The sequence below is a fragment of the Bordetella sp. N genome (genome assembly GCF_001433395.1).
Taxonomy (GTDB): domain Bacteria; phylum Pseudomonadota; class Gammaproteobacteria; order Burkholderiales; family Burkholderiaceae_B; genus Bordetella_C.
The window spans coordinates 1,934,861-1,955,428 of record NZ_CP013111.1; the positions used below are offsets into that span (position 1 = coordinate 1,934,861).

At 66.3% G+C, this 20,568-nt stretch carries 20 protein-coding genes; 4 read left to right on the top strand and 16 right to left on the bottom strand.

Annotation, left to right across the window (positions count from 1 at the left end; translation table 11 throughout):
* Nucleotides 1-129: 129 nt before the first annotated feature.
* The 9 genes from ASB57_RS08295 to ASB57_RS08335 all read right to left on the bottom strand — a co-directional run bounded on the left by ASB57_RS08295 (nt 130) and on the right by ASB57_RS08335 (nt 7,962).
* The gene (locus ASB57_RS08295; RefSeq protein ID WP_057656014.1) at nt 130-888 is read right to left on the bottom strand and encodes an N-acyl homoserine lactonase family protein; all 759 of its coding nucleotides are present in this window, start codon (nt 886-888) and stop codon (nt 130-132) included.
* Between the two features lie 37 nt (nt 889-925).
* Nucleotides 926-1,639 (bottom strand): ABC transporter ATP-binding protein, encoded by a 714-nt coding sequence (locus tag ASB57_RS08300; protein ID WP_057651802.1) that lies wholly within the window; start codon nt 1,637-1,639, stop codon nt 926-928.
* Nucleotides 1,626-2,423: an ABC transporter ATP-binding protein gene (locus ASB57_RS08305; RefSeq protein ID WP_057651803.1), complete on the bottom strand. Its 798-nt coding sequence runs from the start codon at nt 2,421-2,423 to the stop codon at nt 1,626-1,628. The genes ASB57_RS08300 and ASB57_RS08305 overlap by 14 nt, the downstream gene beginning before the upstream one ends.
* Nucleotides 2,420-3,409, bottom strand: coding sequence for a branched-chain amino acid ABC transporter permease (locus ASB57_RS08310; protein WP_082621454.1), 990 nt, complete (start codon nt 3,407-3,409; stop codon nt 2,420-2,422). The genes ASB57_RS08305 and ASB57_RS08310 overlap by 4 nt, the downstream gene beginning before the upstream one ends.
* Nucleotide 3,410: 1 nt before the next feature.
* On the bottom strand, nt 3,411-4,265 hold the full coding sequence (locus ASB57_RS08315) for a branched-chain amino acid ABC transporter permease (protein WP_231755369.1): 855 nt from the start codon (nt 4,263-4,265) through the stop codon (nt 3,411-3,413).
* A 22-nt stretch (nt 4,266-4,287) separates the two neighbouring features.
* The gene (locus ASB57_RS08320; protein ID WP_057651805.1) at nt 4,288-5,469 is read right to left on the bottom strand and encodes an ABC transporter substrate-binding protein; all 1,182 of its coding nucleotides are present in this window, start codon (nt 5,467-5,469) and stop codon (nt 4,288-4,290) included.
* A 46-nt stretch (nt 5,470-5,515) separates the two neighbouring features.
* Complete coding sequence (locus ASB57_RS08325; RefSeq protein WP_057651806.1) at nt 5,516-6,418, bottom strand: alpha/beta fold hydrolase; 903 nt, start codon at nt 6,416-6,418, stop codon at nt 5,516-5,518.
* Entirely contained in the window at nt 6,418-6,801 is a 384-nt protein-coding gene (locus tag ASB57_RS08330) for a hypothetical protein (RefSeq protein ID WP_057651807.1), read from the bottom strand. Before ASB57_RS08330 ends, ASB57_RS08325 begins: the two co-directional genes overlap by 1 nt.
* A 129-nt stretch (nt 6,802-6,930) precedes the next feature.
* Entirely contained in the window at nt 6,931-7,962 is a 1,032-nt protein-coding gene (locus tag ASB57_RS08335) for a tripartite tricarboxylate transporter substrate binding protein (protein WP_057651808.1), read from the bottom strand.
* A gap of 192 nt (nt 7,963-8,154) precedes the next feature.
* Here ASB57_RS08335 and ASB57_RS08340 point away from each other — a divergent pair, with 192 nt between their 5' ends.
* The 4 genes from ASB57_RS08340 (at nt 8,155) to ASB57_RS08355 (ending at nt 12,777) form a co-directional block, all read left to right on the top strand.
* Complete coding sequence (locus tag ASB57_RS08340; RefSeq protein WP_057651809.1) at nt 8,155-9,606, top strand: aldehyde dehydrogenase; 1,452 nt, start codon at nt 8,155-8,157, stop codon at nt 9,604-9,606.
* A 69-nt stretch (nt 9,607-9,675) separates the two neighbouring features.
* Entirely contained in the window at nt 9,676-10,590 is a 915-nt protein-coding gene (locus ASB57_RS08345) for an NAD(P)-dependent oxidoreductase (protein ID WP_057651810.1), read from the top strand.
* 24 nt (nt 10,591-10,614) lie between these two features.
* Nucleotides 10,615-11,325, top strand: coding sequence for an IclR family transcriptional regulator (locus tag ASB57_RS08350; RefSeq protein ID WP_057651811.1), 711 nt, complete (start codon nt 10,615-10,617; stop codon nt 11,323-11,325).
* A gap of 219 nt (nt 11,326-11,544) precedes the next feature.
* On the top strand, nt 11,545-12,777 hold the full coding sequence (locus ASB57_RS08355; RefSeq protein ID WP_057651812.1) for an MFS transporter: 1,233 nt from the start codon (nt 11,545-11,547) through the stop codon (nt 12,775-12,777).
* Here the strand turns inward: ASB57_RS08355 and ASB57_RS08360 are convergent.
* The 7 genes from ASB57_RS08360 to ASB57_RS08390 all read right to left on the bottom strand — a co-directional run bounded on the left by ASB57_RS08360 (nt 12,760) and on the right by ASB57_RS08390 (nt 20,474).
* Nucleotides 12,760-13,716 carry a LysR family transcriptional regulator gene (locus tag ASB57_RS08360; protein WP_057651813.1) on the bottom strand — a complete coding sequence of 319 codons (957 nt, stop codon included), beginning with the start codon at nt 13,714-13,716 and terminating at the stop codon, nt 12,760-12,762. The genes ASB57_RS08355 and ASB57_RS08360 overlap by 18 nt on opposite strands.
* A 15-nt stretch (nt 13,717-13,731) precedes the next feature.
* Nucleotides 13,732-14,529, bottom strand: a complete 798-nt coding sequence (locus tag ASB57_RS08365; RefSeq protein WP_057651814.1) for an enoyl-CoA hydratase — start codon at nt 14,527-14,529, stop codon at nt 13,732-13,734.
* An 11-nt stretch (nt 14,530-14,540) separates the two neighbouring features.
* Nucleotides 14,541-15,521 (bottom strand): tripartite tricarboxylate transporter substrate binding protein, encoded by a 981-nt coding sequence (locus tag ASB57_RS08370; protein WP_057651815.1) that lies wholly within the window; start codon nt 15,519-15,521, stop codon nt 14,541-14,543.
* Nucleotides 15,522-15,592: 71 nt separating this feature from the next.
* Nucleotides 15,593-16,774, bottom strand: a complete 1,182-nt coding sequence (locus tag ASB57_RS08375; RefSeq protein WP_057651816.1) for a CaiB/BaiF CoA-transferase family protein — start codon at nt 16,772-16,774, stop codon at nt 15,593-15,595.
* 242 nt (nt 16,775-17,016) lie between these two features.
* Complete coding sequence (locus ASB57_RS08380; RefSeq protein WP_057651817.1) at nt 17,017-18,369, bottom strand: amidase; 1,353 nt, start codon at nt 18,367-18,369, stop codon at nt 17,017-17,019.
* Nucleotides 18,370-18,516: 147 nt separating this feature from the next.
* Nucleotides 18,517-19,401, bottom strand: coding sequence for an amidohydrolase (locus ASB57_RS08385; protein WP_231755370.1), 885 nt, complete (start codon nt 19,399-19,401; stop codon nt 18,517-18,519).
* Nucleotides 19,402-19,415: 14 nt separating this feature from the next.
* Nucleotides 19,416-20,474 carry an isocitrate/isopropylmalate dehydrogenase family protein gene (locus ASB57_RS08390; RefSeq protein ID WP_057651818.1) on the bottom strand — a complete coding sequence of 353 codons (1,059 nt, stop codon included), beginning with the start codon at nt 20,472-20,474 and terminating at the stop codon, nt 19,416-19,418.
* Between the last annotated feature and the right edge of the window lie 94 nt (nt 20,475-20,568).

Below are 20,568 nucleotides of genomic sequence, written 5' to 3' on the forward strand. Positions count from 1 at the left end.
CCGCCCCTACAACCCCCAATCACCGATGTTGCGGCCGCGCTGCTGACACGGAGGCCTCGTAGGGGGCGGAGCCCCCTACTTTTTCCTTGCGCCCAGGCGGGCCCGCCGACCATAAGGTACGGCAGGCGCCTAGCACCCCGCGGATGCCTTCGGCGGCAGATGCAACGCCACGATGTCCGGATTCCCCGCCACCGCCGGGTACAGCGACAGTACCTGCGGATCGTGCCCCGGCACGATATGGTCCGCGCTGTCCGCCGCGGCGCGCAGCCGTTCGTAGCCCGCCAGCATGTCGCCGGTGTTGTAGACGATGGGAAAGGGCCGTGAGCGTTCCATGTTCTCGTAGTAGTGGCTGGCATCCGACGCCAGTACCACCCACCCACGCTGGGTGCGCACCCGCAGCGACTGCAAGCCCTTCGTATGGCCGCCTATCTTCAACAACCGCAGTCCGGAATTCAACGCATCGTCGCCGTCATGAAAGACCACCCGGTCTTCGTAGACCCGCCGCAGCAGAGTCACCACGTCCTCCACTTCATACGCATGGCGCAAAGGCTCGTGGCACATGCAGCGCCCCGTGGCGAACTCCATCTCGCCGTCCTGCACATGGAAGCGCGCACGCGGCAGCTTGTCCAGATTGCCCGCATGGTCGTAGTGCAGATGCGTAACCACGACATCGTCGATGCCTTCCGGCCGCACGCCCAAGGCACCCAGGCCCTCGATGGGGCAACGCAACAGGGCACGGCGCCGCCGCCCTGCCGTGGCCGCGTTGAACCCCGTGTCCACCAGCACCGTATGCCCCGGCGCGCGCAGCAGCCACACGAAGAAATCCATGGGCATGGGCCCCTCGTGCGGGTCGCCACCCAGAAAATTGTCGCGCCGCTGGCGCTCCATATGGGCATAGCGCAAGGCGTAGATCTCATATTCCACGTCACACTCCCAGATAAGCTTTCTGCACGAAAGGATCCGCCAACAACTCGGCCCCCTGCCCGGACCGCACGATCTCGCCATGCTCCAAGGCATAGGCCTGATGCGACAGGCGCAGCGCCAGCCGCGCATTCTGCTCCACCAGCACAATCGCCAGCTGCTTGTCGCGATTGATGCGTTCGATGGCGGACGCGATCTCCGCCACGATCTTGGGCGCGATGCCCAGCGACGGTTCGTCCAGCATCAACAGGCGCGGATTGGCCATCATCGCCCGCCCGATGGCCACCATCTGCTGCTCCCCACCCGACAAGGACCCCGCCAATTGCGCGCGCCGTTCCAGCACCCGCGGAAACAAGGCGTAGATCTCTTCCAGCGTCCGCTTGCGTATCGCGCTGGACCGCACGCCGTGCGCGCCGGTCAGCAGATTGTCCTGCACCGACATGCGGCCGAACAGGCGCCGCCCTTCCGGGGACAGCGCCAGGCCGCCCGCCACACGGGCAGCGGGCGCCAAGGTGGTGATGTCACGCCCATCCAGGCGGATGCGGCCAGACGCGGCCGGCGCCAGGCCGATCACCGCCTTCAGCGACGAACTCTTCCCCGCGCCATTGGACCCGATCAGCGCCACGATCTGGCCTGCTTCCACCTTGAAACTGGCCGCGCGCACGGCTTCCAGGCGACCGTAACGCACCGTCAGATTGTCCACCTCAAGCATGGGCATAGTCAGGCGCTCCCAGATAGGCCTCGATCACGGCCGGATCGGCCCGCACTTGCGCCGGCGTGCCTTCGGCGATCTTCTCGCCCTGCACCAGCACGACGATGCGCTGGCACAAGGCCATGACCAGGGCCATGTGATGCTCCACCAGCAGCAAGGTCAGGCCGTGCTTGTCACGCAGGCTTAGCAGCAGACGGCCCAGTTCATTGCATTCCTCGTGGTTGAGTCCGGCGGCCGGTTCGTCCAGCAGCAGCATGCGCGGCCGCGCCGCCAGCGCCACCGCGATACCCAGTTTCTTCTGCAGACCATAGGCCAGGCTGCCGGCGGGCGCATCGGCCCAGGCCGCCAGATCCGTCATCTGCAGCAGCCTCTGGATCTCGCCGCGTACCTGGTCCGGCCGCAGTTCGCCCGCGCGCCGCCCGGCGGCGTCGCGGCCTGAGCCCCGGTGCAGCACCGTGCCGGTGATACGCGGCAACAGGCCACGATAGACGTTCTCCGCCACGGCGACCTCGGGATACGTCGCGGCCGACTGGAAGGTGCGCACCAGTCCATGGCCGACGGCGCGGCTGGGCGGTCCGCCGGTCAGGTCGGCGCCGTTGAAGCGGATCTGTCCGCCGCTGGCTGGCATGGTGCCGCTGATCACGTTGAAAGCCGTGGTCTTGCCGGCGCCATTCGGGCCGATCAAACCGACGATCTCGCCCTCGCTCACGGAAAACGACAGGCCACGCAGGGCCACCAGCCCGCCGAAACGGCGCGACAGGTTTTCGACTTGCAGCAAGGCGCTGGTCATGGGCGCTCCTCGGAAGAACGGCCGCGCAAGCCCGCGCTCAGGCGCGCCGGCAGGCTGGCCAGGCCGCCCGGCAGAAAGCGCAGGATCACGATCAAGGCCGCTCCGTAGAAAATGTGCTGAGTCTGCACCGCGCCGCGGAACAGCTCGGGCAAAGGCGTCAGGATCATGGCGCCCACCAGGGGCCCCCAGATCGAACGGCGTCCGCCTATCACCAGCATGATGATGAAGCCCACCGAGATACTGGTGTTGAAGGACTCCGGCGACACATAGCCGATATAACGCGATTGCAGGGCGCCGCCCACCGCGGCCAGCAGGCAGCCGCCGATGAAGGCCAGCACCTGGATGCGATGCACGTTCAGCCCCGTCGACTCGGCCAGCGCGGGGTTATCCGACACGGCGTCGATGGCGTGTCCCAGCGGCCGCTTGAACAGGCGTGCCAGGGCCCAGGTCGACGCGAGCGCGGCCGCCAGGGCCAGGCCGTAGAAGCTGGCGCGCGTATCGAAGGCGAAGCCCGGCACGGCCACCGGGCCGATGCCCGCGATGCCGTTGGCCCCACCCGTGACCGCCGCGCTGTCCAGCAAGACCAGCCGCAGCAGCTCACCGAAGGCGAACGTCACCAGGACGAAGTACACGCCCCGCAAGCGCAAGATCACCCACCCCAGCAACAGCGCCACCAACCCCGCGGCCAGCGCGCCCAGCGCGGCAGAGGGCAGGAAAGACCACTGCCACAAGCGGTCCGCCAGCACCGACACATAGGCGCCGATGGCCACGAAGGCCGCATGCCCCAGCGACAACTGGCCGCAGCGCGCGATCAAGGCCAGGCCGCAGACCATTACCGCGTTCAGGCAGGTCAGGATGGCCAGGTGCAGGACGAACGGACCGCCGAACCACGGCAGCACCGCCAGAATCGCCAACAACACCAACCCCAAGGCGCCGGCGCGACCACGCCCATCCCGCGCCGTGGCGGGAAATACAAAGGTATTCATGTCAGACCTCTCCCCTGCCCAGCAGGCCTTTGGGCCGCGCCACGAGCATCACGATGACGATGGCGAAGATCAGCATGTCCGCGGTGCTGCCCGACAACAGCAGGCTGGCATAGCTTTCCACCAGACCCAGCAGCAGCCCCGCCGCCGCCGCGCCCGGAATACTGCCCAGCCCACCCAGGATCACCACGATGAAGGCCTTGAGCAGCGGCGCCGCGCCGACGAAGGGCGACACCGAGAACAGCGGCGCCATCAAGGCTCCCGCCACGGCAGCCAGGCCCACGCCCAGGCCGAAGCCCAAGGGGTAATAGATGCGCGAACGTATGCCCTGGATGGAGGCGATCTCGCTGTCCTCCACCACCGCGCGCAAGGCGCGGCCCGGCTTCGAATAGCGCAGGAAGCCATACAGCAGGGCCAGCACCACGCACGCGAACAGCACCACATACAGCCGCGCCGTTGGAATCACCACCTTGCCGAAGCGCGTCACGCCCTCCGCCACGGGTGGCATGGACAGCGGATCGGGGCCGAAGAACATCAAGGCGACGTTCTGCAGGATCATGGCCAGGCCGATGGTGGCGATCATGCCGTTGAGTTCATCGCGCCGAAACGGCTGCAACACGCCCCATTCCAGCAGCGCCCCGCCGGCCACCGCGCCGGCGAAGGTCACCGCCACGGCCGCCGCGAAAGGCAGCTCCAGCGAGCTGGTCAGGAAGTAGGCGCCGAAAGCGCCCAGCATGTAGAACTCGCCGTGCGCGAAGTTGACCATGCGCATCACCCCGAAGACCAGGGTGAAGCCCACCGCCATCAGCAGGTACAGCAAGCCGATGATCAGGCCGTTGACCGTGGCCTGGGTTGCCAATAGAGTCCAATCCACATGCGCCTCACTGGCAACCGGCCACCGTGCAGCGGGCGCGGATGACTTCCTTGCCATCCTTCACCTCGGCCACGTAGAACGGTGCGTCGAGTTGATGATCGATGCCGTACATGGCCTTGCCGGTCCAGTTCAGCTTGCCCAGCGCGCCGTCGTAGCCGCTGATTTTCTCCAGTTCCTGGCGCACCTTGGCGGTGTCGGTGACCGTGCCGGCGCGGCGCATCGCCTCGAACAGCAGATTGGTACCGTCGTAGAAAGCCGGGCTGAAGCCGTTCATGGGCTGTTTGTACCTGGCGGCGTAGAGCGCGGCATAAGCCTTGGTGGAGGCCAGTTCCGGATCGACGGGGGTATGCACGAACATGCCCTGGGTCGAGGACTTGCCCGCGACGTTGATGATCTCCTGCGTGGCGGGCCCGCCGGTACGCACGATCTTGCCGGTATAGCCCAGTTCGCGCGCCTGCTTGACGATCATGCCCGCGGTGGCGGGCGAATTGCCGTCCAGCTCGATGGCGTCGATGCCGCTGGCCAGCATGCGGGTGAGCATGGGCACGAAGTCGACGCGATCGCGCTCGAAGAATTCCTTGGCGGCCAGGTCGGCACCCGCCTTCTTGTAGGCGCCGGCCAGATCCTGGGCGATCTGCTGCCCGGTCTCGTCATTAGGGAACAGCGCGCCGACCTTCTTCAGGCCTTCATGCTTGACCAGCCAGTCGATCTGCGGCTGCGACACTTCCGCCGTCGTGACGTTGGGACGGAAGGTATAGGGCTTGTCCGCCGCCAGCGCCTTGGCGGTGAAGCCCAGCGTCATCAGGATGACGCCGTTCTTCTCCGTGATGGGCTGGATGGCCAGGACCGGCGCCGAGCCCACGGGACCGATGATGTACTTGACCTTGTCCTCGAACACCAGGCGATTGGCCACCGTCACCGCTTCATTGGCCTGGTACTTGTCGTCGTAGGCGACGACCTTGACCTGGTACTTCTTGCCGCCCACCTCCAGGCCGCCGGCCTTGTTGACCTGATCGGCCGCGATCTCCGCGGCATTCTTCATGCCCTGGCCCCAGGCCGCGCCCGCGCCGGACAGCGTGACCAGCGCGCCGAGGGTCAGCGTGTCCTGGCCTTGCGCCTGGGCCAGCGCCGGCGTTGCCGATGCGATGGACAACGCCGCGATCAAGCCTGCTAGGTTTTGTTTCTTCATTGTCATTGTCTCCTGATGTGCTTGTTTGTAGGTGGCGGGGATCTGGTCACGCCTTGGCGTCTGTGTGGATGCGGTCCAGCACCGGCAGCAGGTAGCGCCGGAACTGCGCCGGGTTCTCGCTCATGGGAAAGTGGCCTACCTCGCGCATCACGGTGACCTGCGCGCCCGGAATGCCTGCCGCCGTGCGCTCGGTGTCTTCCGGCGAGCAGGAGAAGTCGTACTCCCCCGTCAGCAGATACAGCGGGCACAGGTCCGTGCGGATGCCGCCCAGGCGGCCGCGCAGGTCACTGTCCACACGATAGAAATGCAGGTCGCCGCGGAACACGCCCGGGCCGCCCTGCATGTATTGCCACAAGGTTTCGTGGCGATACTCGGCGGGCGATTGCGGCGCGACCAGCCCCGACACCAGGGCCGCGCAGACTTCGCCGCCATGCACGTCCGGCCGATTCAACCAGCTGGTGTCATACCAGGGCTGTTGGTGGTCCGCCGCTTCGACCCCGATCAAGGCGCTGAAGTAATCGCTGTAACGATTGGCCAGCTCCAGCACGATGCGGCCGCCGATGGAGCAGCCGATCAGGGCCGGCGCTTGCAGGTCCAGCGCCTGGCAGAACGCCATGATGATCGCCACATAGCGATCCGTGGTCAGCTGATACTCATTCTGTTCCCAGCCCAACGGGGGATAAGACTTGCCATGCCAGGGCAGATCGAAGGCGATGACACGAAAACGGCTGGTCACCGTCTCGTCGCACAGCATGTGACGATACTGCCGGCCGTCGGCGCCGGCGGTGTGCAGGCACACCAGCGGTATGCCCTGCCCGGCTTCCTCGAAATAGATGCGCTGCGGCTGGCCGTCCACGTCCATGTGCAGGTAGCGGCCGACGATGGGTTCGATGTGCGCGGGTTTGGGCACGGACGTGGCTTGCTTCGCGTGTTGCGTCGGCGTCGTCATCACGCATCCTCCCGGCCCAGGGCCACCAGATCCTTGACGAATTGAAGATTGGCCATGAGGGGCTGCAGATTGCCGTCGATGCGCAGCGCGCCCCGCTTGCTCAGCGCGAAGATGTCATGCCAGCCCGGCGCGGGCACGGGCGCCCAGAACCGCTGCCACGCGTCGGCATCGGCGCTGAGCCCGAAGTCCCAGGAATCGAGCGGCAGCGTGATCACCGCCGCCTGCCTCACGCGGCCGTCACGCACCGACACGTGTACCGGCGTGGCGCCGAAGCGCACCAGCATCTCCACATTGCATCGTCTTGGCCGGGCATAGCCCTGCGCCTTGGCGATGAACCGCCGCGCCAGCGTCGCGCCGGCGTCCTGGTCGTGCGTTGTCTCCATCCTCGTTCTCCTTTTGTTCAGGCCGGGCGTCGAGGCCCAGCCTGGCGGCCTTTGCCGCGGAGCAAACGTAAGCCCTGGCCTTGGCGCTGGCAAGCCTGTGCCAAGACCAGGGCCCTTGCCGCGGCAACGTTATTGCAAGGCCGCTATCCCGCTGGCCTTGACCGCCTTACCCCACTTGGCCGTCTCCTCCTGCATGAAGGTGGCGAAGTCCTGCGGCGTGCTGTTCACCACTTCTCCGCCCAGGTCTTCGATGCGGCGCTTCATGTCAGGCGTGGCGACGATGGCCGCGACATCCTTGTAGATGCGGTGTTGCAGCTCGGGCTTGATCGAGGCCGGCGCCAGCAGGCCGAACCAGGTGGCCGCCTCGAAGCCCGGCATGCCCGCTTCCGCGAAGGTGGGCACGTCAGCCAGCGCCTGCACGCGCTTGCCGTTGGCCACCGCCAGCGCGCGCAGCTTGCCGGAATGAATCAGCGGCAAGGCCGACGTGATGGTGGCCAGCATCATCTGCACCTGCCCGCCCACCAGATCGGTGAAGGCCGGCGCGTCGCCGCGATACGGCACATGGGTGATGGCTGAATGGGTGGCGATCTTGAACAGCTCGCCGCTCAAATGCTGTGCGGTGCCGTTACCCGGCGACGCGAAGTTGACGCTGGCGCCGTCCTTCTTCAGATATTCAAGGAATTCCGGCAGCGTCTTGGCAGGCACGGAGGCATTGACCACCAGCACCAGCGGCACCTTGGTCACCAGCGTGATGGGGGCGAAGTCCTTGACGGGGTCGTAGCTGAGCTTGTTGTAGATGTGGCCGCTGATGGTATGGGCCGACGTGGTCATGAACAGCGTGTAGCCGTCGCCCGCCGCGCGCGCCACCGTGCCCGCGCCGATGGTGGTGCCCGCGCCCGCGCGGTTCTCCACGATCACGGATTGCTTCCAGGCGCCCGTCAATTTCTCCGCGATGGCGCGTGCCACCACGTCGGTGGCGCCGCCGGCCGGATACGGCACGATCATCGTGACCGGCTTGCTTGGAAAGTCGTCGGCATGCGCCGGCGCGGCCGCCATCAGGGTCGCGCCCAGGAGGGCACAAGCGGCACCGAGCAGAACGCCACGGCGCGTTTTGGCCAAGGGCGTACGCAGCGCCACGATGTGCGCATGATTGTGTTTCATCGAGTTGTCTCCTCTTGTTTTCGATGAGGTGTTTGTATATTCTTGTCGTTCTGTTGCGCAGAACATGTATTCTATTTTATAGCGTTTTCGGATTTGCGCGCCGTGTGTTTTTGACCAGGGTTTTCCCTTGCCTGGAAAAAAACGCAGCCGCGCGCCAGGAACACGAACACCCACCCATCGGAAGAGACACCCATGTCCTCGACATCCTCGCAACCCAAGTCCCTGTTGATCGACGGGCGCTGGACGCCTGCCGCGCAGACCTTCGCCTCGATCAATCCCGCCAGCGGCGCCACCAATTACCAGATCGGCGCGGCCGACGCCGAGCAGGTCAATGCGGCCGTCGACAGCGCCTGGCGCGCGGTGCGCCAGAAGGCCTGGCGCGACATGCTGCCGCATCAGCGCGCGGCTTTGCTGCGCCGCATGGCCGACGGCATCGACGCCAACTCCGACGTGCTGGCGCGCCTGCAGATGATCGAAAACGGCAAGGTGTGGAGCGAGTGCAAGGCGCAGGTCGCCAGCGCCGCCGCCACCTTCCGCTACTACGCAGGCGTCGTCGAAACGGTCACCGCCGAAGTCACGCCGCCGCGCGGCAACTATCTGTCGCTGACGCAGTACGAGCCGTATGGCGTGATCGTCGCCATCACGCCCTGGAACTCGCCCTTGACGATGGAAGCGCAAAAGGTCGCGCCGGCGCTGGCCGCCGGTAACGCCGTCATCCTCAAGCCTTCGGAAGTCACCTCGTCGCCGGCATTGGAGCTGGGCCGCATCGCCCTGGAAGCCGGCTTGCCGCCGGGCATCCTGAATGTGGTCACCGGCCTGGGCAGCGGCGCGGGCAAGCTGCTGGTGGAGCATCCCGGCGTGCGCATGGTGTCCTTCACCGGCGGTACGGCCAGCGGCCGCGCCATCGCGCGCGTGGCGGCCGACAAGCTGATGCCGGTCGCGCTGGAACTGGGCGGCAAGTCGCCGCACATCGTCTGCGCCGACGCGGACCTGGACGCGGCGGTGGAAGGCGTGATCGGGGGTATCTTCGAAGGCAGCGGCCAGTCCTGCGTGGCGGGTTCGCGCCTTTATGTGCAACGCTCAGTGCAGCAGGCCTTCCTGGAAAAGCTGCTCGCCCGGACCCAGGCGATACGGGTCGACCAGCCCGACGCGCAAGGCGCCGGCATGGGGCCCATCGCGTCCTTCGGCCATCGCGACAAGATCGAATCCATGGTGGCCACCGCCTTGAAAGACGGCGGCGAGATCCTGACCGGCGGCCGCCGCCCTGATGCCGACCATCTGGGCCAGGGCGCGTTCTATCTGCCCACGGTGATCGGGGGCCTGAAGGCCGATGCCCATGTCGTGCGCGAAGAGATCTTCGGGCCGGTGCTGTGCGCCCTGCCCTTCGACGACGAGGATGACCTGATCGCGCAGGCCAACGACAGCGTGTATGGCCTGGCTTCGGGCATCTGGACCGCGGATTACCGCCGCGCGTGGCGCGTGGCGCGCCAGCTGGAAGCAGGCAGCGTCTGGATCAATACCTACAAGCAGCTATCGATCTCGACGCCTTTCGGCGGTTTCAAGCAAAGCGGCATCGGGCGCGAGAAAGGCGTCAGCGGCCTGCGCCTGTACCAGCAATCCAAGGGCATCTACTTCGCCATGTAAGACATGGGATGCCGCTGTGCCAAGGCGCGCGGCCCCACTTCTCAAAATTTGAATTACCGGAGCTACAACATGAGTCATTTCACCCGCGTCGGCTTCATCGGACTGGGCGTGATGGGCGAACCCATCTGCCGCAACCTGGCGCAAAAAGGCGGCTTGCCCGTCCTGGGCTGCGACATGAACCCCGAGCCCCTGGCCCGCCTGGCGCCGCATGGCGTGCAGGCCGTCGACGTTGCCACCATCGCCCGCGAATGCGACATCATCTTCCTGTCGCTGCCCTCCGGCGAGATCGTCGAGAAGCTGGTGCGCGGCGACAACGGCCAGGCCGGCCTGCTGGCCGCTTCCCGCCCCGGCCAGGTCATAGTCGACACCAGCACGTCGCCCGTGGACACCACGCGCCGGCTGTCGGCCGAGTTCGCCGAACGCCAGGTCACGTTCATCGATGCCCCCGTGGCGCGCACGCGCGCGGCCGCCGAGGCCGGCACCCTGTCGGTCATGGTCGGTGCCGAGCCGGACGTCTTCGAACGCGTGAAGCCGCTGATCGCCACCTTCGCCAATGAAATCACCCTGTGCGGCGGTGTCGGCAGCGGCCAGGTGGTCAAGATCCTCAACAATATGGTGCTGTTCGAGACCGTCACCGCCATTGCCGAGGCCCGCGGCATCGCCCGCCGCTCCGGCGTCGATCCCAAGGTCATCCTGGAAACCTTCACGCTGGGTTCGGCGGACAGCTTCGCGTTGCGCAACCATGGCTTAAAGGCTATCCTGCCAGGTCAATTTCCCGAGAAAGCGTTCCCGGTGAGCTACGCGCGCAAAGACCTGAACTATGCGTTGCGGCTCGCCGAACAGACCGGCATCCCGGCGCACGGCGCCCGCAACGTGGACCAGTGGTTCGAGGCGGCGCTGGCGCGTGGCCTGGGTGACCGATACTGGCCCGTCATCAGCCGTGTGATCGATGACGAGGATGGTGGCAACGCCTCGGGCCACTAGCCTACATCACCGTCCCCCCGCCTCATGAGCCGTACCGCCGCCCCCCAGGACACCGCCGACGGCGTCGCCGCCGTCGAACGTGCGCTATCCATCGTCGACACTATCGCCCAGCGGACCGACCCCATCAGTCTCGCGGATCTGTCGCGCGCGACCGGGTTCTACAAAAGCACCCTGCTGCGGCTGATCGCATCCCTGGAAAAAGCCAACCTGGTGGTGCGGCGCGCCGACGGCCGTTATGCCTTGGGACTGTATGCCCACAAGCTGGGACGCGCTTATGAAGCCACATATCGCCTGGCCGAGATCATGCAGCCGCTGTTGCAAGGTCTGGTCGATCACGGCACGGAAAGCGCGTCCTTCCACGCTTATCATGACGCGCAGTCGCGCATCTGCCTGTTGCGCGTCGATTCCCACCATTCGACTCTGGATCGCATCCGCGCCGGCGACCTGCTGCCGCTGAGCAAAGGCGCGGCGGGCAAGCTGCTGACGGCCTACTTCACGCAGGGCGCCAGCGTGGCGGACGCGGGACTGCTCATGACCTCCATGGGTGAGCGCGATCCCAGCTGCGCGGCGGTGGCCAGTCCGGTGTTCGGCCCGGACGACGACATCCACGGCGTGATTTCCCTGTCCGGCCCCAAGGAACGCTTCACCCCCGCGGCGATCAAGAAGATGTCCAAGCTGGTGCAGGAAAGCGCGGCCCAGGCCACGCTGGCCCTGGGTGGTCGCTGGCCGGACTGAGCCTGGCGGCGCGCGCGCTTCGGGAGGCACTCGATGTCGCGGCGCAGCACAAACGTTACGAGACTATCGCGCTTATAACCTGTATAGTCATTTCATAATTTGTATGTCGCATATCCAATATTTAGGATTTGCGGCAAGACCGAGACAAACCCTCCCCGATGACCCGCCGCGCGCCGCGAGCGGGCGTCGCCTGCCAGCCGTCCCCCCCGGCCTACCGACATGCAGCAGCTATCCGCCTTGCGTCCCGCCCTTCCGATACTGTTGGGGGCGGCGGTCATGCTGAGCCTGTCGATGGGCATGCGCCAGAGCCTGGGGATTTTCGTGCCGCCGCTGACGCGCGACCTGGGCATCTCCGTCAGCGACTTCACCATCGCCATCTCCGTACAGAACCTGGCCTGGGGCATCCTGCAACCCATCGCGGGCGCCATGGTGCCGCGTATCGGTTTCCGGCCGCTGCTGGTGACCGGCGCTTTCCTGTTCCTGCTGGGCCTGGTCCTGCTCGCCAGCGCGCATGGCTTGCCGCTGGTGATCGTGGGCGCCGGCGTCTGCATCGGCGCCGGCCTGGCCGCCACCGGCAGCAGCATGGCGATGGCCGTGTCGGTGCGGCCCGTGTCGGCGGCGCAGCGCAGCCTGGTGCTGGGCCTGGTGTCTTCCGCCGGCTCGCTGGGCGCGATGATCGCCGCGCCACTGGGCCAGGTGGTCATGCAACACTGGCATTGGCGCATGGGCACCGTGTCCTTCATTGTGCTGGCCGTGATCATGCTGCCGGCGGCCTGGTACGCCGGCAGCGTCGACCGCCTGCCGCGCCCCGTGGCGCCGCGCTCACCCACCGGCGTCGAAATGACGGCAGCCCAGGTGCTCGGCATGGCGATGCGGAACGGGCCCTTCGTGATCATGGCCCTGGCCTACTTCGTCTGTGGCATGCAGCTGGTCTTCCTGACCACCCATCTGCCGACGTATCTCGATCTTTGTGGCATGGATCCCATGCTGTCGGCCAAGGCACTGGCGATGATCGGCGGCTTCAATGCCCTGGGCAGCCTCTTCTTCGGCTGGGCCGGCGGTCACTTCAACAAGCAGGCGCTGCTGGGCTTCATCTATATCCTGCGGTCGCTCACCCTGGTCTGGTATTTCCACAATCTGCCTACGCCCGAGACCACGCTGATCTTCGCGGCCGTCATGGGCTTTCTGTGGCTGGGCGTGGTGCCGCTGGTGTCGGGCTGGATCGCCGAGACCTTCGGCCTGCGCTGGCAAGCCATGCTGATCGGCGTCGCATTCTGCAGCCATCAGCTGGGCAGTTTTACAGGCGCGATGGGTGGCGGCTACGTCTACGACCTGCTGCACAACTACGACCTGGCGTGGCAGATCGGCGCGGCCGTCGGCGTGACGGCGGGCCTGGTGCAACTGGGCACCGTCGTGTTCTGGCGCCGGCCGCGCTCAGGGCTGCCCGCCTGATCCGGCGGCCATCCAGGGCGCGCCCGGCTCCCGGCTTCGGGTCGCCGTGACCTGGGGATCGTGCAGCAGGACATCAGCGAACTGGCGGACCAGGCCGCCGGACGGGGCGTCCTGGCGGGTGACCAGGTGCAGGTCGCGCAAGGCCCAGGCATCCAGCAAGGCCACGCCAACGAGCGTGCCCCCGCGCAGGTCGGGCTCGGCCACGCTGGTCGGCACCAGGGCCAGTCCCACGCCGGCACGCACCAGATAAAGCACCGACGCGAAATCGTGCGCATGCACGCGCACATTCAAGGACTTGCCTGCCTTGGCGGCCTGCGTTTCGAGGAAATGGAAATTGCTGCTGGCCCGGTCCATGCAAACGAAACCATGGGACAGGGCTTCCGCGAAGGCAATGCGCGGGCGCGTGGCCAAGGGGTGGTCGGGCGGCGCGGCGCAGATCAGCCTGTCGATCGCGTACAGCTCGCAATGCAGGTCGGCATCCTGCGAGCGACCCGCGAAGATGCCGATATCCGCTTCCCCGCGCCTGATGGCGCCGGCGATGGCTTCGCTGTCCGCTTCCTGCAGATCGACGTCGATATGGGAATTGGTCGCCAGGAAACGCGCCAGGCTGGGAATGATGAAGCCGTTCAGGGAACTGCTGTTGGCCAACAGACGGATGCGGCCTTTGAGATTACGGGCGTAAGCGCCGACCTCGTCCTGCATGGCCTGCAGATTCGCCAGCAGGACATCGGCGTGGCGCGCCAATGCCTCGCCGGCGGGCGTCAGGGTCATGCCCTTGGCCGAGCGCAGGAACAGCGGACTGCCGGCGGTGTACTCCAGGTTCTTCAGCCGGTAGCTGGCCGACGGCGCCGTCATATGCATGGCGGCCGCGCCCGCGGAAAGATTGCCGGCCTGCACGATGGCCTTGAACAGGCGCAGATCCTTCAGTTCATAGGACATCGTGGCACTCCCGGTTCATCCACCTTTTGTGCGCGCTTTTTTCTCATCCAGGAAAGCCTGCATATAGCGACCCGGCTCTCCCGTCCCAAATGCCGCGCCGAACTCCAGCACGCCATTGCGGATCGAGACCTCCAGCGGCTCGTCTTCCCATTCGCGCAGCAGGCGCTTCTGCTGGGCCAGCACGCGTGGGCCCAGCCCGGCCAGCATACCCGCAATCCGGTCCACTTCCGCGTCCAGCGCGGCCGGCGCCACCACGCGATCCAGCAAACCCCAGGACAAGGCAAGATCGGCTTCCACCACTTCGCCGGTAAGCAGCATCCAGTTGGCGCGCGCCTTGCCCACCAGACGGGGCAGCAAGGCGGCGTGGATGATGGACGGCACGCCGACTTTGACCTCGGGCATGCCCATATGGGCCTGCTCGGACGCGATGCGCAGATCGCAGGCCAGGGCCAGTTCCATGCCGCCGCCCAGGCACCAGCCCGGTATGCGGGCAATCACGGGCATCGGCAACAGGCGCACGCCATCGCAAAGCTGGCGCAGGCGATCGATGTAGCCGATGGCGCCGGCATGGTCGAAGCCGGCCATTTCCGTGATGTCGGAGCCGGCGACGAAAGCCTTCTCCTGCTGTGCCCGCAGCACGACGACGCGCACGTCGTCACGGCCGGCGATGTGATCGAGCGCCTCGATCAAGCCCTCCACCACGCGCGCGCTGAGGATGTTGAGCTTGCCGGCGTCACGGATCTCCAGGGTCGCCACTCCCTGCGGCGTCAGGGAGAAGCCCGCGTGGGGATGGGAAAAATCGTCCTGTTTCATGATGTTCCTGCCTACAGTTTCTGGAAGCCGATATCGTTGACCACCTTCTGCCAGACGCCATAGGAGTGCTGGATCACGGCGGCGAACTGTTCACGCGTGGTGTAGTCCGGCACGGCCCCCTGTTGCTCGATGGCGGCGATGACCGAAGGCTCGGCCAGCACCTGCTTGATGGCGCCGTTCAGCTTGTCGAGGATAGGCGCCGGCGTGCCCTTGGGCGCGGCCAGGCCGAACCAGCTGGGGGTGTTCAATTGCGGATAGCCCAGCTCCGCATAGGTAGGCACGTCCGGCAGGCTCTTGACCCGCTGCGGCGAAGCCACCGCCAGCGCGCGCAACTTGCCCGACGCGATGAAGCCCGCCGAGGACGGCAGGTTATCGAACACCACCTGCACCTGGCCCGCCATCAGGTCCACCAGCGCGGGTCCCAAACCTTTGTACGGCACGTGCAGCATCTTGGTGCCGGTGCTGCTAAGGAAGAGTTCGCCGAACAGATGGCTGTAGCCACCGCTGCCGGACGAGCCGAACGCATCGCGGCCGGGCTTGGCCTTGAGCTGGTCCAGCAGTTGCTGGAAGGTCTTGATGTTCGAATCACCCCGCACGTCCAGGACACCCAGCACGTTGGCCAGGTTGCTGATGGGCGCGAAATCCTTGACGGGGTCGTAGCTGGATTTCTCGTGGACCGCGGGATTGACGGCGTGCGAGCTTTCCACCGCCATCACCAGGGTGTAGCCGTCGGCCGGCTCGCGCGCGGCGTACGCACTGCCCAACGCACCGCCGGCGCCGGGTTTGTTGACCACCACGACGGTCTGTCCCAATACTTCGCTCAGCTTGGGCGCGACGATGCGGGCCATCAGGTCTGTGGTCCCGCCTGGCGCGTAGGGAACGATCAGCTGCAGGCTGTGGTCCGGGTAGGCCGCCGAAGCAGGCGCGGCGAGCGCGGCGGCGCCCAGGGCAAGGGTCAGGGCGCCGGCGGCGCGATACAGCGTGGGGAACATGGATGTCTCCGGATATTGTTATGGGAATAGTGCGGGATCGATACAGCGGTAAAGCGATGCTCAGGGGATGCTCAGGATTTCTCTGCCAGGCGGCTGAGCACCGCCTCGGTGTGCTCTCCCATCAAGGGGGGCGGCCGTAACGGGGTATCGGGTTCGCCGGCGAGCATGGGATTGCGCACCAGCGGGATTGCGCCGAAGCGCGGGTGGTCGGCATGACGCAACATGCCGCGATGACGCACCTGCTCGTCGGCGAAGACTTCTTCCAGCGTATTGACCGGCCCCCAGGCGATGCCAGCGGCCTCAAGCTGCGTGGTCCAATGCGCGCGGTCGCGCTGGATCAGGATGTCGCCCAGAATGGCGCGCAAGGCCGGCAGGTTCTCGACGCGGCCTTTGTTGCTGGTGAAGCGCGGGTCGGTCGCCAGGTCTGGACGTCCGCACAATGCGCACAGGCGGGTGAACTGATCATCATTGCCGACCGCCAGGATGAAATGCCCATCGCTGGCGCGGAACACTTCATAGGGTGCCAGATTGGGATGGGCATTGCCGGTACGGCCGGGGTTCTGTCCTGAAATCAGATAGTTGGCGCCCTGGTTGGCGTTGATCGCCACGGCAACGTCCAGCAAGGCAATGTCCAGATGGCCGCCCTCGCCGGTGCGACCGCGGCGCAGCAATGCAGCCAGGATGGCCGATGTGGCGTACATGCCCGTCGCGATGTCGACCACCGGCATGCCCGCGCGCAATGGACCGGCACCGGGCTCGTCATCGGCGCGTCCGGTGTAGCCCATCAGGCCGCCCATGCCCTGGAAAATGTAGTCATAGCCCGGCCGCGCCGCTTTCGGGCCATCCTGGCCGTAGCCGGTAATGGAGACGTAGATCAGACCGGGCCGCAAGGCCTTCAGGGTCTCGTAGTCCAGGCCATACCGCTTCAGGGTGCCTGCCTTGTAGTTCTCCACCAGCACGTCGGTATCGCGCAGCAAGGCCAGCAAGGTGGCGCGATCCGCCTCGGCGCTGAAGTCCAGGCAGATGGATTGCTTGTTGCGATTGCAGCAGGTGAAGTAGGCGGAGAAGGTTTCCTCGCCATCGGTGGACCGGATATAGGGCGGGCCCCACTTGCGCGTGTCATCGCCCTGCCCCGGCCGTTCCACCTTGAGCACTTCCGCGCCCAGGTCCGCCAGATTCTGCGTACACCAGGGGCCGGCCAGGATACGGGATAGATCCAGTACCCGGACGTTGTCCAACACCTTGCTCAGCACGTTGTCTCCTCGCATGCATTTTTTGTCATGCGAGAGAGTCTAGGAATGGACGCGCTTAGCGTCCATTTCAAATCTTCTAAGCGGGTGTTCGAGGTCGTCTAAGCGGCGGTGGCCATATGCTGGGAGCCCGCCTGGCGGCAGAAAACCAAAAGGCCGGTATCTGAAGATACCGGCCTTGGCTTGGTGAACGGGCGTGGCGCCGCGCCAGCGACGGCGCGCGACGCCCGCCGGGCGAAATGCTTTTAATCCCCGGCCAACAAATCCTCTACCGCCATGCCGATGGACAGGATGCGGCGATCGGTGTCGCGGGCGCCGGCGATCATCAGGCCGACGGGGGCGCTGCCTTCCTCGTGGCAAGGCAGGGACAGCGCGCAACCGTCGAGGAAATTGATCAACGTGGGATTGCGCAAGATGGCGCCGTTGGCCGCGTAATACGCCTCGTCGCTGGCGCTGACGGCGGCGATGGCTGGCGCCACGACGGGCACGGTTGGCAACACCAGCGCGTCGTAGTCGGCAATGCGCGCCTGCACTGCGGCGATCCAGGCCCGGCGTGCGGCAAGCAGATCGATATAGTCGGCCGCGCTGATGTCCTGGCCGCGCCGAATGCGCGAGACCACGCGCGGGTCGTAACGATCGCCGGACCGGCTTATCAGGTCGCGATGCCAGGCATAAGCCTCGGACGCCGTGAACCCACCCTTGGCATTGATGGCCGCAAGCTGGGCAAATTCAGGAATCGGGATTTCCTCGACCAGCACGCCAGCCGTCGCCAGACGCCGCAGCGTCGCCGCGAACGCCGTTGCCACCGTCTCGTCCAGCCCGTCCAGGGCCACGGTGGTGGGCACCGCTACCCGCAGGCCGCGCAGAACCGCCGGTCGCGCGGTGACGACATCCTCACCGGCCAGGATGGCATCCAGGGTGGCGCAGCAGCGCACCGACGGCGCCAGGGGCCCGATGGAATCGAGGCTGGGCGACAAAGGCTGCACGCCTTCCATCGAGACCCGGTGCGCGGTCGGTTTGAAGCCGGTCAGCCCGCACAAGGCGGAGGGAATGCGCACCGACCCGCCCGTGTCCGAACCGATGGCGGCATAGGCCATGCCATCGGTCACCGATATCGCCGCGCCCGACGACGAGCCACCGGGAATGCGCCCCGTTGTGCGATCCCAAGGATTGAGAGGCGTGCCGTAATGCGGGTTGATGCCCAATCCCGAATACGCGAACTCGACCATATTGGTACGACCGACGATCACCGCGCCAGCGGCTTGCAGGCGCTGCACCACGCGTGCGGTCACCGCGGCAGCCGGCTCCCCGACGCAGGCCACCGAACCGCCGGTGGTGACTTCACCCGCCACGTCGAACAGATCCTTGATGGAAATCGGCAGGCCATCGATAGCCGAGCGAGCCAGGCCGGCGGCACGCAAGGTATCCGAAGCCTGCGCGGCGGCGCGCGCCTGTTCCGGATAAAGCCTGGTGAAAACGCGGGTGCCCTCCCCGGCGGGATCGGCGGCACGCGCCAACGCCGCGTCGGTCAGACCGGCCGCGCTGGCTTGGCCCTGGCGCAGCTGCGCCGCCCCTTGTTCTAGCGTCGGATACTTCATGTGGCGTGTCCTACCTTGGCCAGGCCTGGCCCGTTATCGTTGCGACTGCCGTCACGGAACAGGAACGGTGCATGTTCCGTGACACTGAGGCGAACGATTATGCCACCGGCCGGCGCTTCACCCCCCCTACGCACCCGCGCCGGCGGGTCAGAACCCGTACAAACGCGAAGGATTCCTGACCAACACCTGCTCCCGCAGATCCGCGTCAGGCAGCCACGCGTCGATCTGCTCGCGCAAGCCGCGTGGGTCGATCTGCCGATATGGGCTGACCTCCGTCGGCAGCTTGCCCGGCGCGCGATTGGTATGCGGCCAGTCGCTAGCCCATACCGCGCGTTCGGGATTGGCCTGCAGGAAAGCGCGCGCCAGCGCGGTGATCTGTGGCGGCGTCGCGCCCTGGTCGATCCGATAGGACCCGGACAGCTTGACGTAGGCCGCGCCGCTGCCGACCAGGGCCAGCACCTCGCGCACCCGCGCATCGTCCAGCGCGACGCGCGCCGGGATCGTCGAGAAATGATCCAGCACCACGGGCAAGCCCAGGCCGCGCAGGCGCGGCGCGGCAGCCGCGATGGCGTCCAGCGACGCAAACGTCTGGATATGCCATCCCTGCCCGCGCAAACGCCCGGCCCAGCTTGAGAAGGCCTTGACGACCGTCTCCGGGTCGCTGGCGCCCACGCTTTCCAGATTGATGCGCACGCCCCGCACGCCGGCGTCGTGCAACTCGGTCAAGGTGGCGTCACTGACGTCTTCGCTCAGCACGGCGATACCGCGCCCGTCCCCGTCCATGGCCGCCAGGCTGTCCACCAGCAGGCGATTGTCGGTGCCGTAGAAGCTGGGCTGGATGATGACCGCGCGCGCCAGGCCCAGGCGGGCCATGTGCGCGCGCAAATCCGCCACCGTGGCGGGCCCCGCGGTATAGGGGCGATCGGGCAGCATGGGATACGCAGCCTGCTCTCCCACGATGTGTACATGGCAATCGCAGGCGCCCGCCGGCAGGGCCGGCAGAGCGCCCGTCACCGCGTCGGGCTGAACCACACTGCCCGCCGCCATTACGCGGCCACCCGCTTGACCATCGCTTCACCCGACTCACGAGTGCCCAGCTTGCCGCCCACATCGCGCGTGCATTCCTGCGCGGCGATGCTGTCCGCGATGGCGCGATCGATGGCGATGGCGGCATCGATGAACTTCTGGTCGTTCTTGCGCTGGCCATGCCAGTTGAGCAGCATGCCCGCCGACAACACCTGGGAGATGGGGTTGGCGACGTTCTTGCCGGCAATGTCCGGCGCCGAACCGTGCGCGGCCTGGCCCATGGCGTATTGCACACCAGCGTTCAGCGAGCCGCCCAGCCCCAGGCTGCCCGACATTTCAGCGGTCAGGTCGGACAGGATGTCGCCGAACATATTGGTGGTCACGATCACATCGTAGCGCTCCGGAGCGCGAACGACGTGGGCCATCATGGCGTCGACGATGACATCGTCCACGACCACGTCGGGGAATTCCTTGCCCACTTCGTGGCAGACGTCGATGAACATGCCGTCGCCACGCTTGAGCACGTTGGCCTTATGGACGATGGTGACATGCTTTTTGCGCGTCATCGCCAGCTCGAAGGCCGAGCGCGCGATGCGTTCGCAGCAGAAGCGCGTGATGCGGCGCAGCGACACCACCACGTCCGGCGTGATCAGCATTTCGCTGTTGCCGGATTCGATATTGCGGTCAGCGTAGAAGCCTTCGGTGTTCTCGCGCACCACCACCAGGTCGAACTCGCCCAGGCGCGGTTTCATGCCGGGATAGGTGCGAGCGGGACGAATGTTGGCGTGCAGGTCCAGTTCCTTGCGGAAGTACTTGGACGGATTGATTTCACCCTTCGCTTCGTCCTTGAAGTCGTAGGTGGACATCGGTCCCAGCAGCAGGCCGTCAGCCGCCTTGACCTTGTCCAGCAAGGCTTGCCGCACCGTGGCGCCGTGTTGCTTCAGGCTTTCGTGGCCGGCGATGTCGTGCTCGAACACCAGACCCAGGTCGAAGCGCTTGGACGCCGCCTTGAGTACGTCGACGGCGACCGCGACGGTTTCGGGGCCAATGCCATCACCGGGAATAACAACAATCTTCATGATGAATCCTTACGCTGTTGAGCGCGCCTGAATGCGCGCACGAGTCACTGAACTTGCCGACGCGACCGCGCCGGCGGATGGTTGCAACGGCGGC

Bases quoted from the DNA above. Each gene is read 5' to 3' on its own strand.
- ASB57_RS08365 (WP_057651814.1), bottom strand. From the start codon at position 14,529: ATGAAACAGGACGATTTTTCCCATCCCCACGCGGGCTTCTCCCTGACG.
- ASB57_RS08360 (WP_057651813.1), bottom strand. From the start codon at position 13,716: ATGTCCTATGAACTGAAGGATCTGCGCCTGTTCAAGGCCATCGTGCAG.
- ASB57_RS08310 (WP_082621454.1), bottom strand. From the start codon at position 3,409: ATGAATACCTTTGTATTTCCCGCCACGGCGCGGGATGGGCGTGGTCGC.
- ASB57_RS08380 (WP_057651817.1), bottom strand. From the start codon at position 18,369: ATGAAGTATCCGACGCTAGAACAAGGGGCGGCGCAGCTGCGCCAGGGC.
- ASB57_RS08370 (WP_057651815.1), bottom strand. From the start codon at position 15,521: ATGTTCCCCACGCTGTATCGCGCCGCCGGCGCCCTGACCCTTGCCCTG.
- ASB57_RS08390 (WP_057651818.1), bottom strand. From the start codon at position 20,474: ATGAAGATTGTTGTTATTCCCGGTGATGGCATTGGCCCCGAAACCGTC.
- ASB57_RS08295 (WP_057656014.1), bottom strand. From the start codon at position 888: ATGGAGCGCCAGCGGCGCGACAATTTTCTGGGTGGCGACCCGCACGAG.
- ASB57_RS08330 (WP_057651807.1), bottom strand. From the start codon at position 6,801: ATGGAGACAACGCACGACCAGGACGCCGGCGCGACGCTGGCGCGGCGG.
- ASB57_RS08300 (WP_057651802.1), bottom strand. From the start codon at position 1,639: ATGCCCATGCTTGAGGTGGACAATCTGACGGTGCGTTACGGTCGCCTG.
- ASB57_RS08325 (WP_057651806.1), bottom strand. From the start codon at position 6,418: ATGACGACGCCGACGCAACACGCGAAGCAAGCCACGTCCGTGCCCAAA.
- ASB57_RS08305 (WP_057651803.1), bottom strand. From the start codon at position 2,423: ATGACCAGCGCCTTGCTGCAAGTCGAAAACCTGTCGCGCCGTTTCGGC.
- ASB57_RS08355 (WP_057651812.1), top strand. From the start codon at position 11,545: ATGCAGCAGCTATCCGCCTTGCGTCCCGCCCTTCCGATACTGTTGGGG.
- ASB57_RS08335 (WP_057651808.1), bottom strand. From the start codon at position 7,962: ATGAAACACAATCATGCGCACATCGTGGCGCTGCGTACGCCCTTGGCC.
- ASB57_RS08340 (WP_057651809.1), top strand. From the start codon at position 8,155: ATGTCCTCGACATCCTCGCAACCCAAGTCCCTGTTGATCGACGGGCGC.
- ASB57_RS08320 (WP_057651805.1), bottom strand. From the start codon at position 5,469: ATGAAGAAACAAAACCTAGCAGGCTTGATCGCGGCGTTGTCCATCGCA.
- ASB57_RS08345 (WP_057651810.1), top strand. From the start codon at position 9,676: ATGAGTCATTTCACCCGCGTCGGCTTCATCGGACTGGGCGTGATGGGC.
- ASB57_RS08350 (WP_057651811.1), top strand. From the start codon at position 10,615: ATGAGCCGTACCGCCGCCCCCCAGGACACCGCCGACGGCGTCGCCGCC.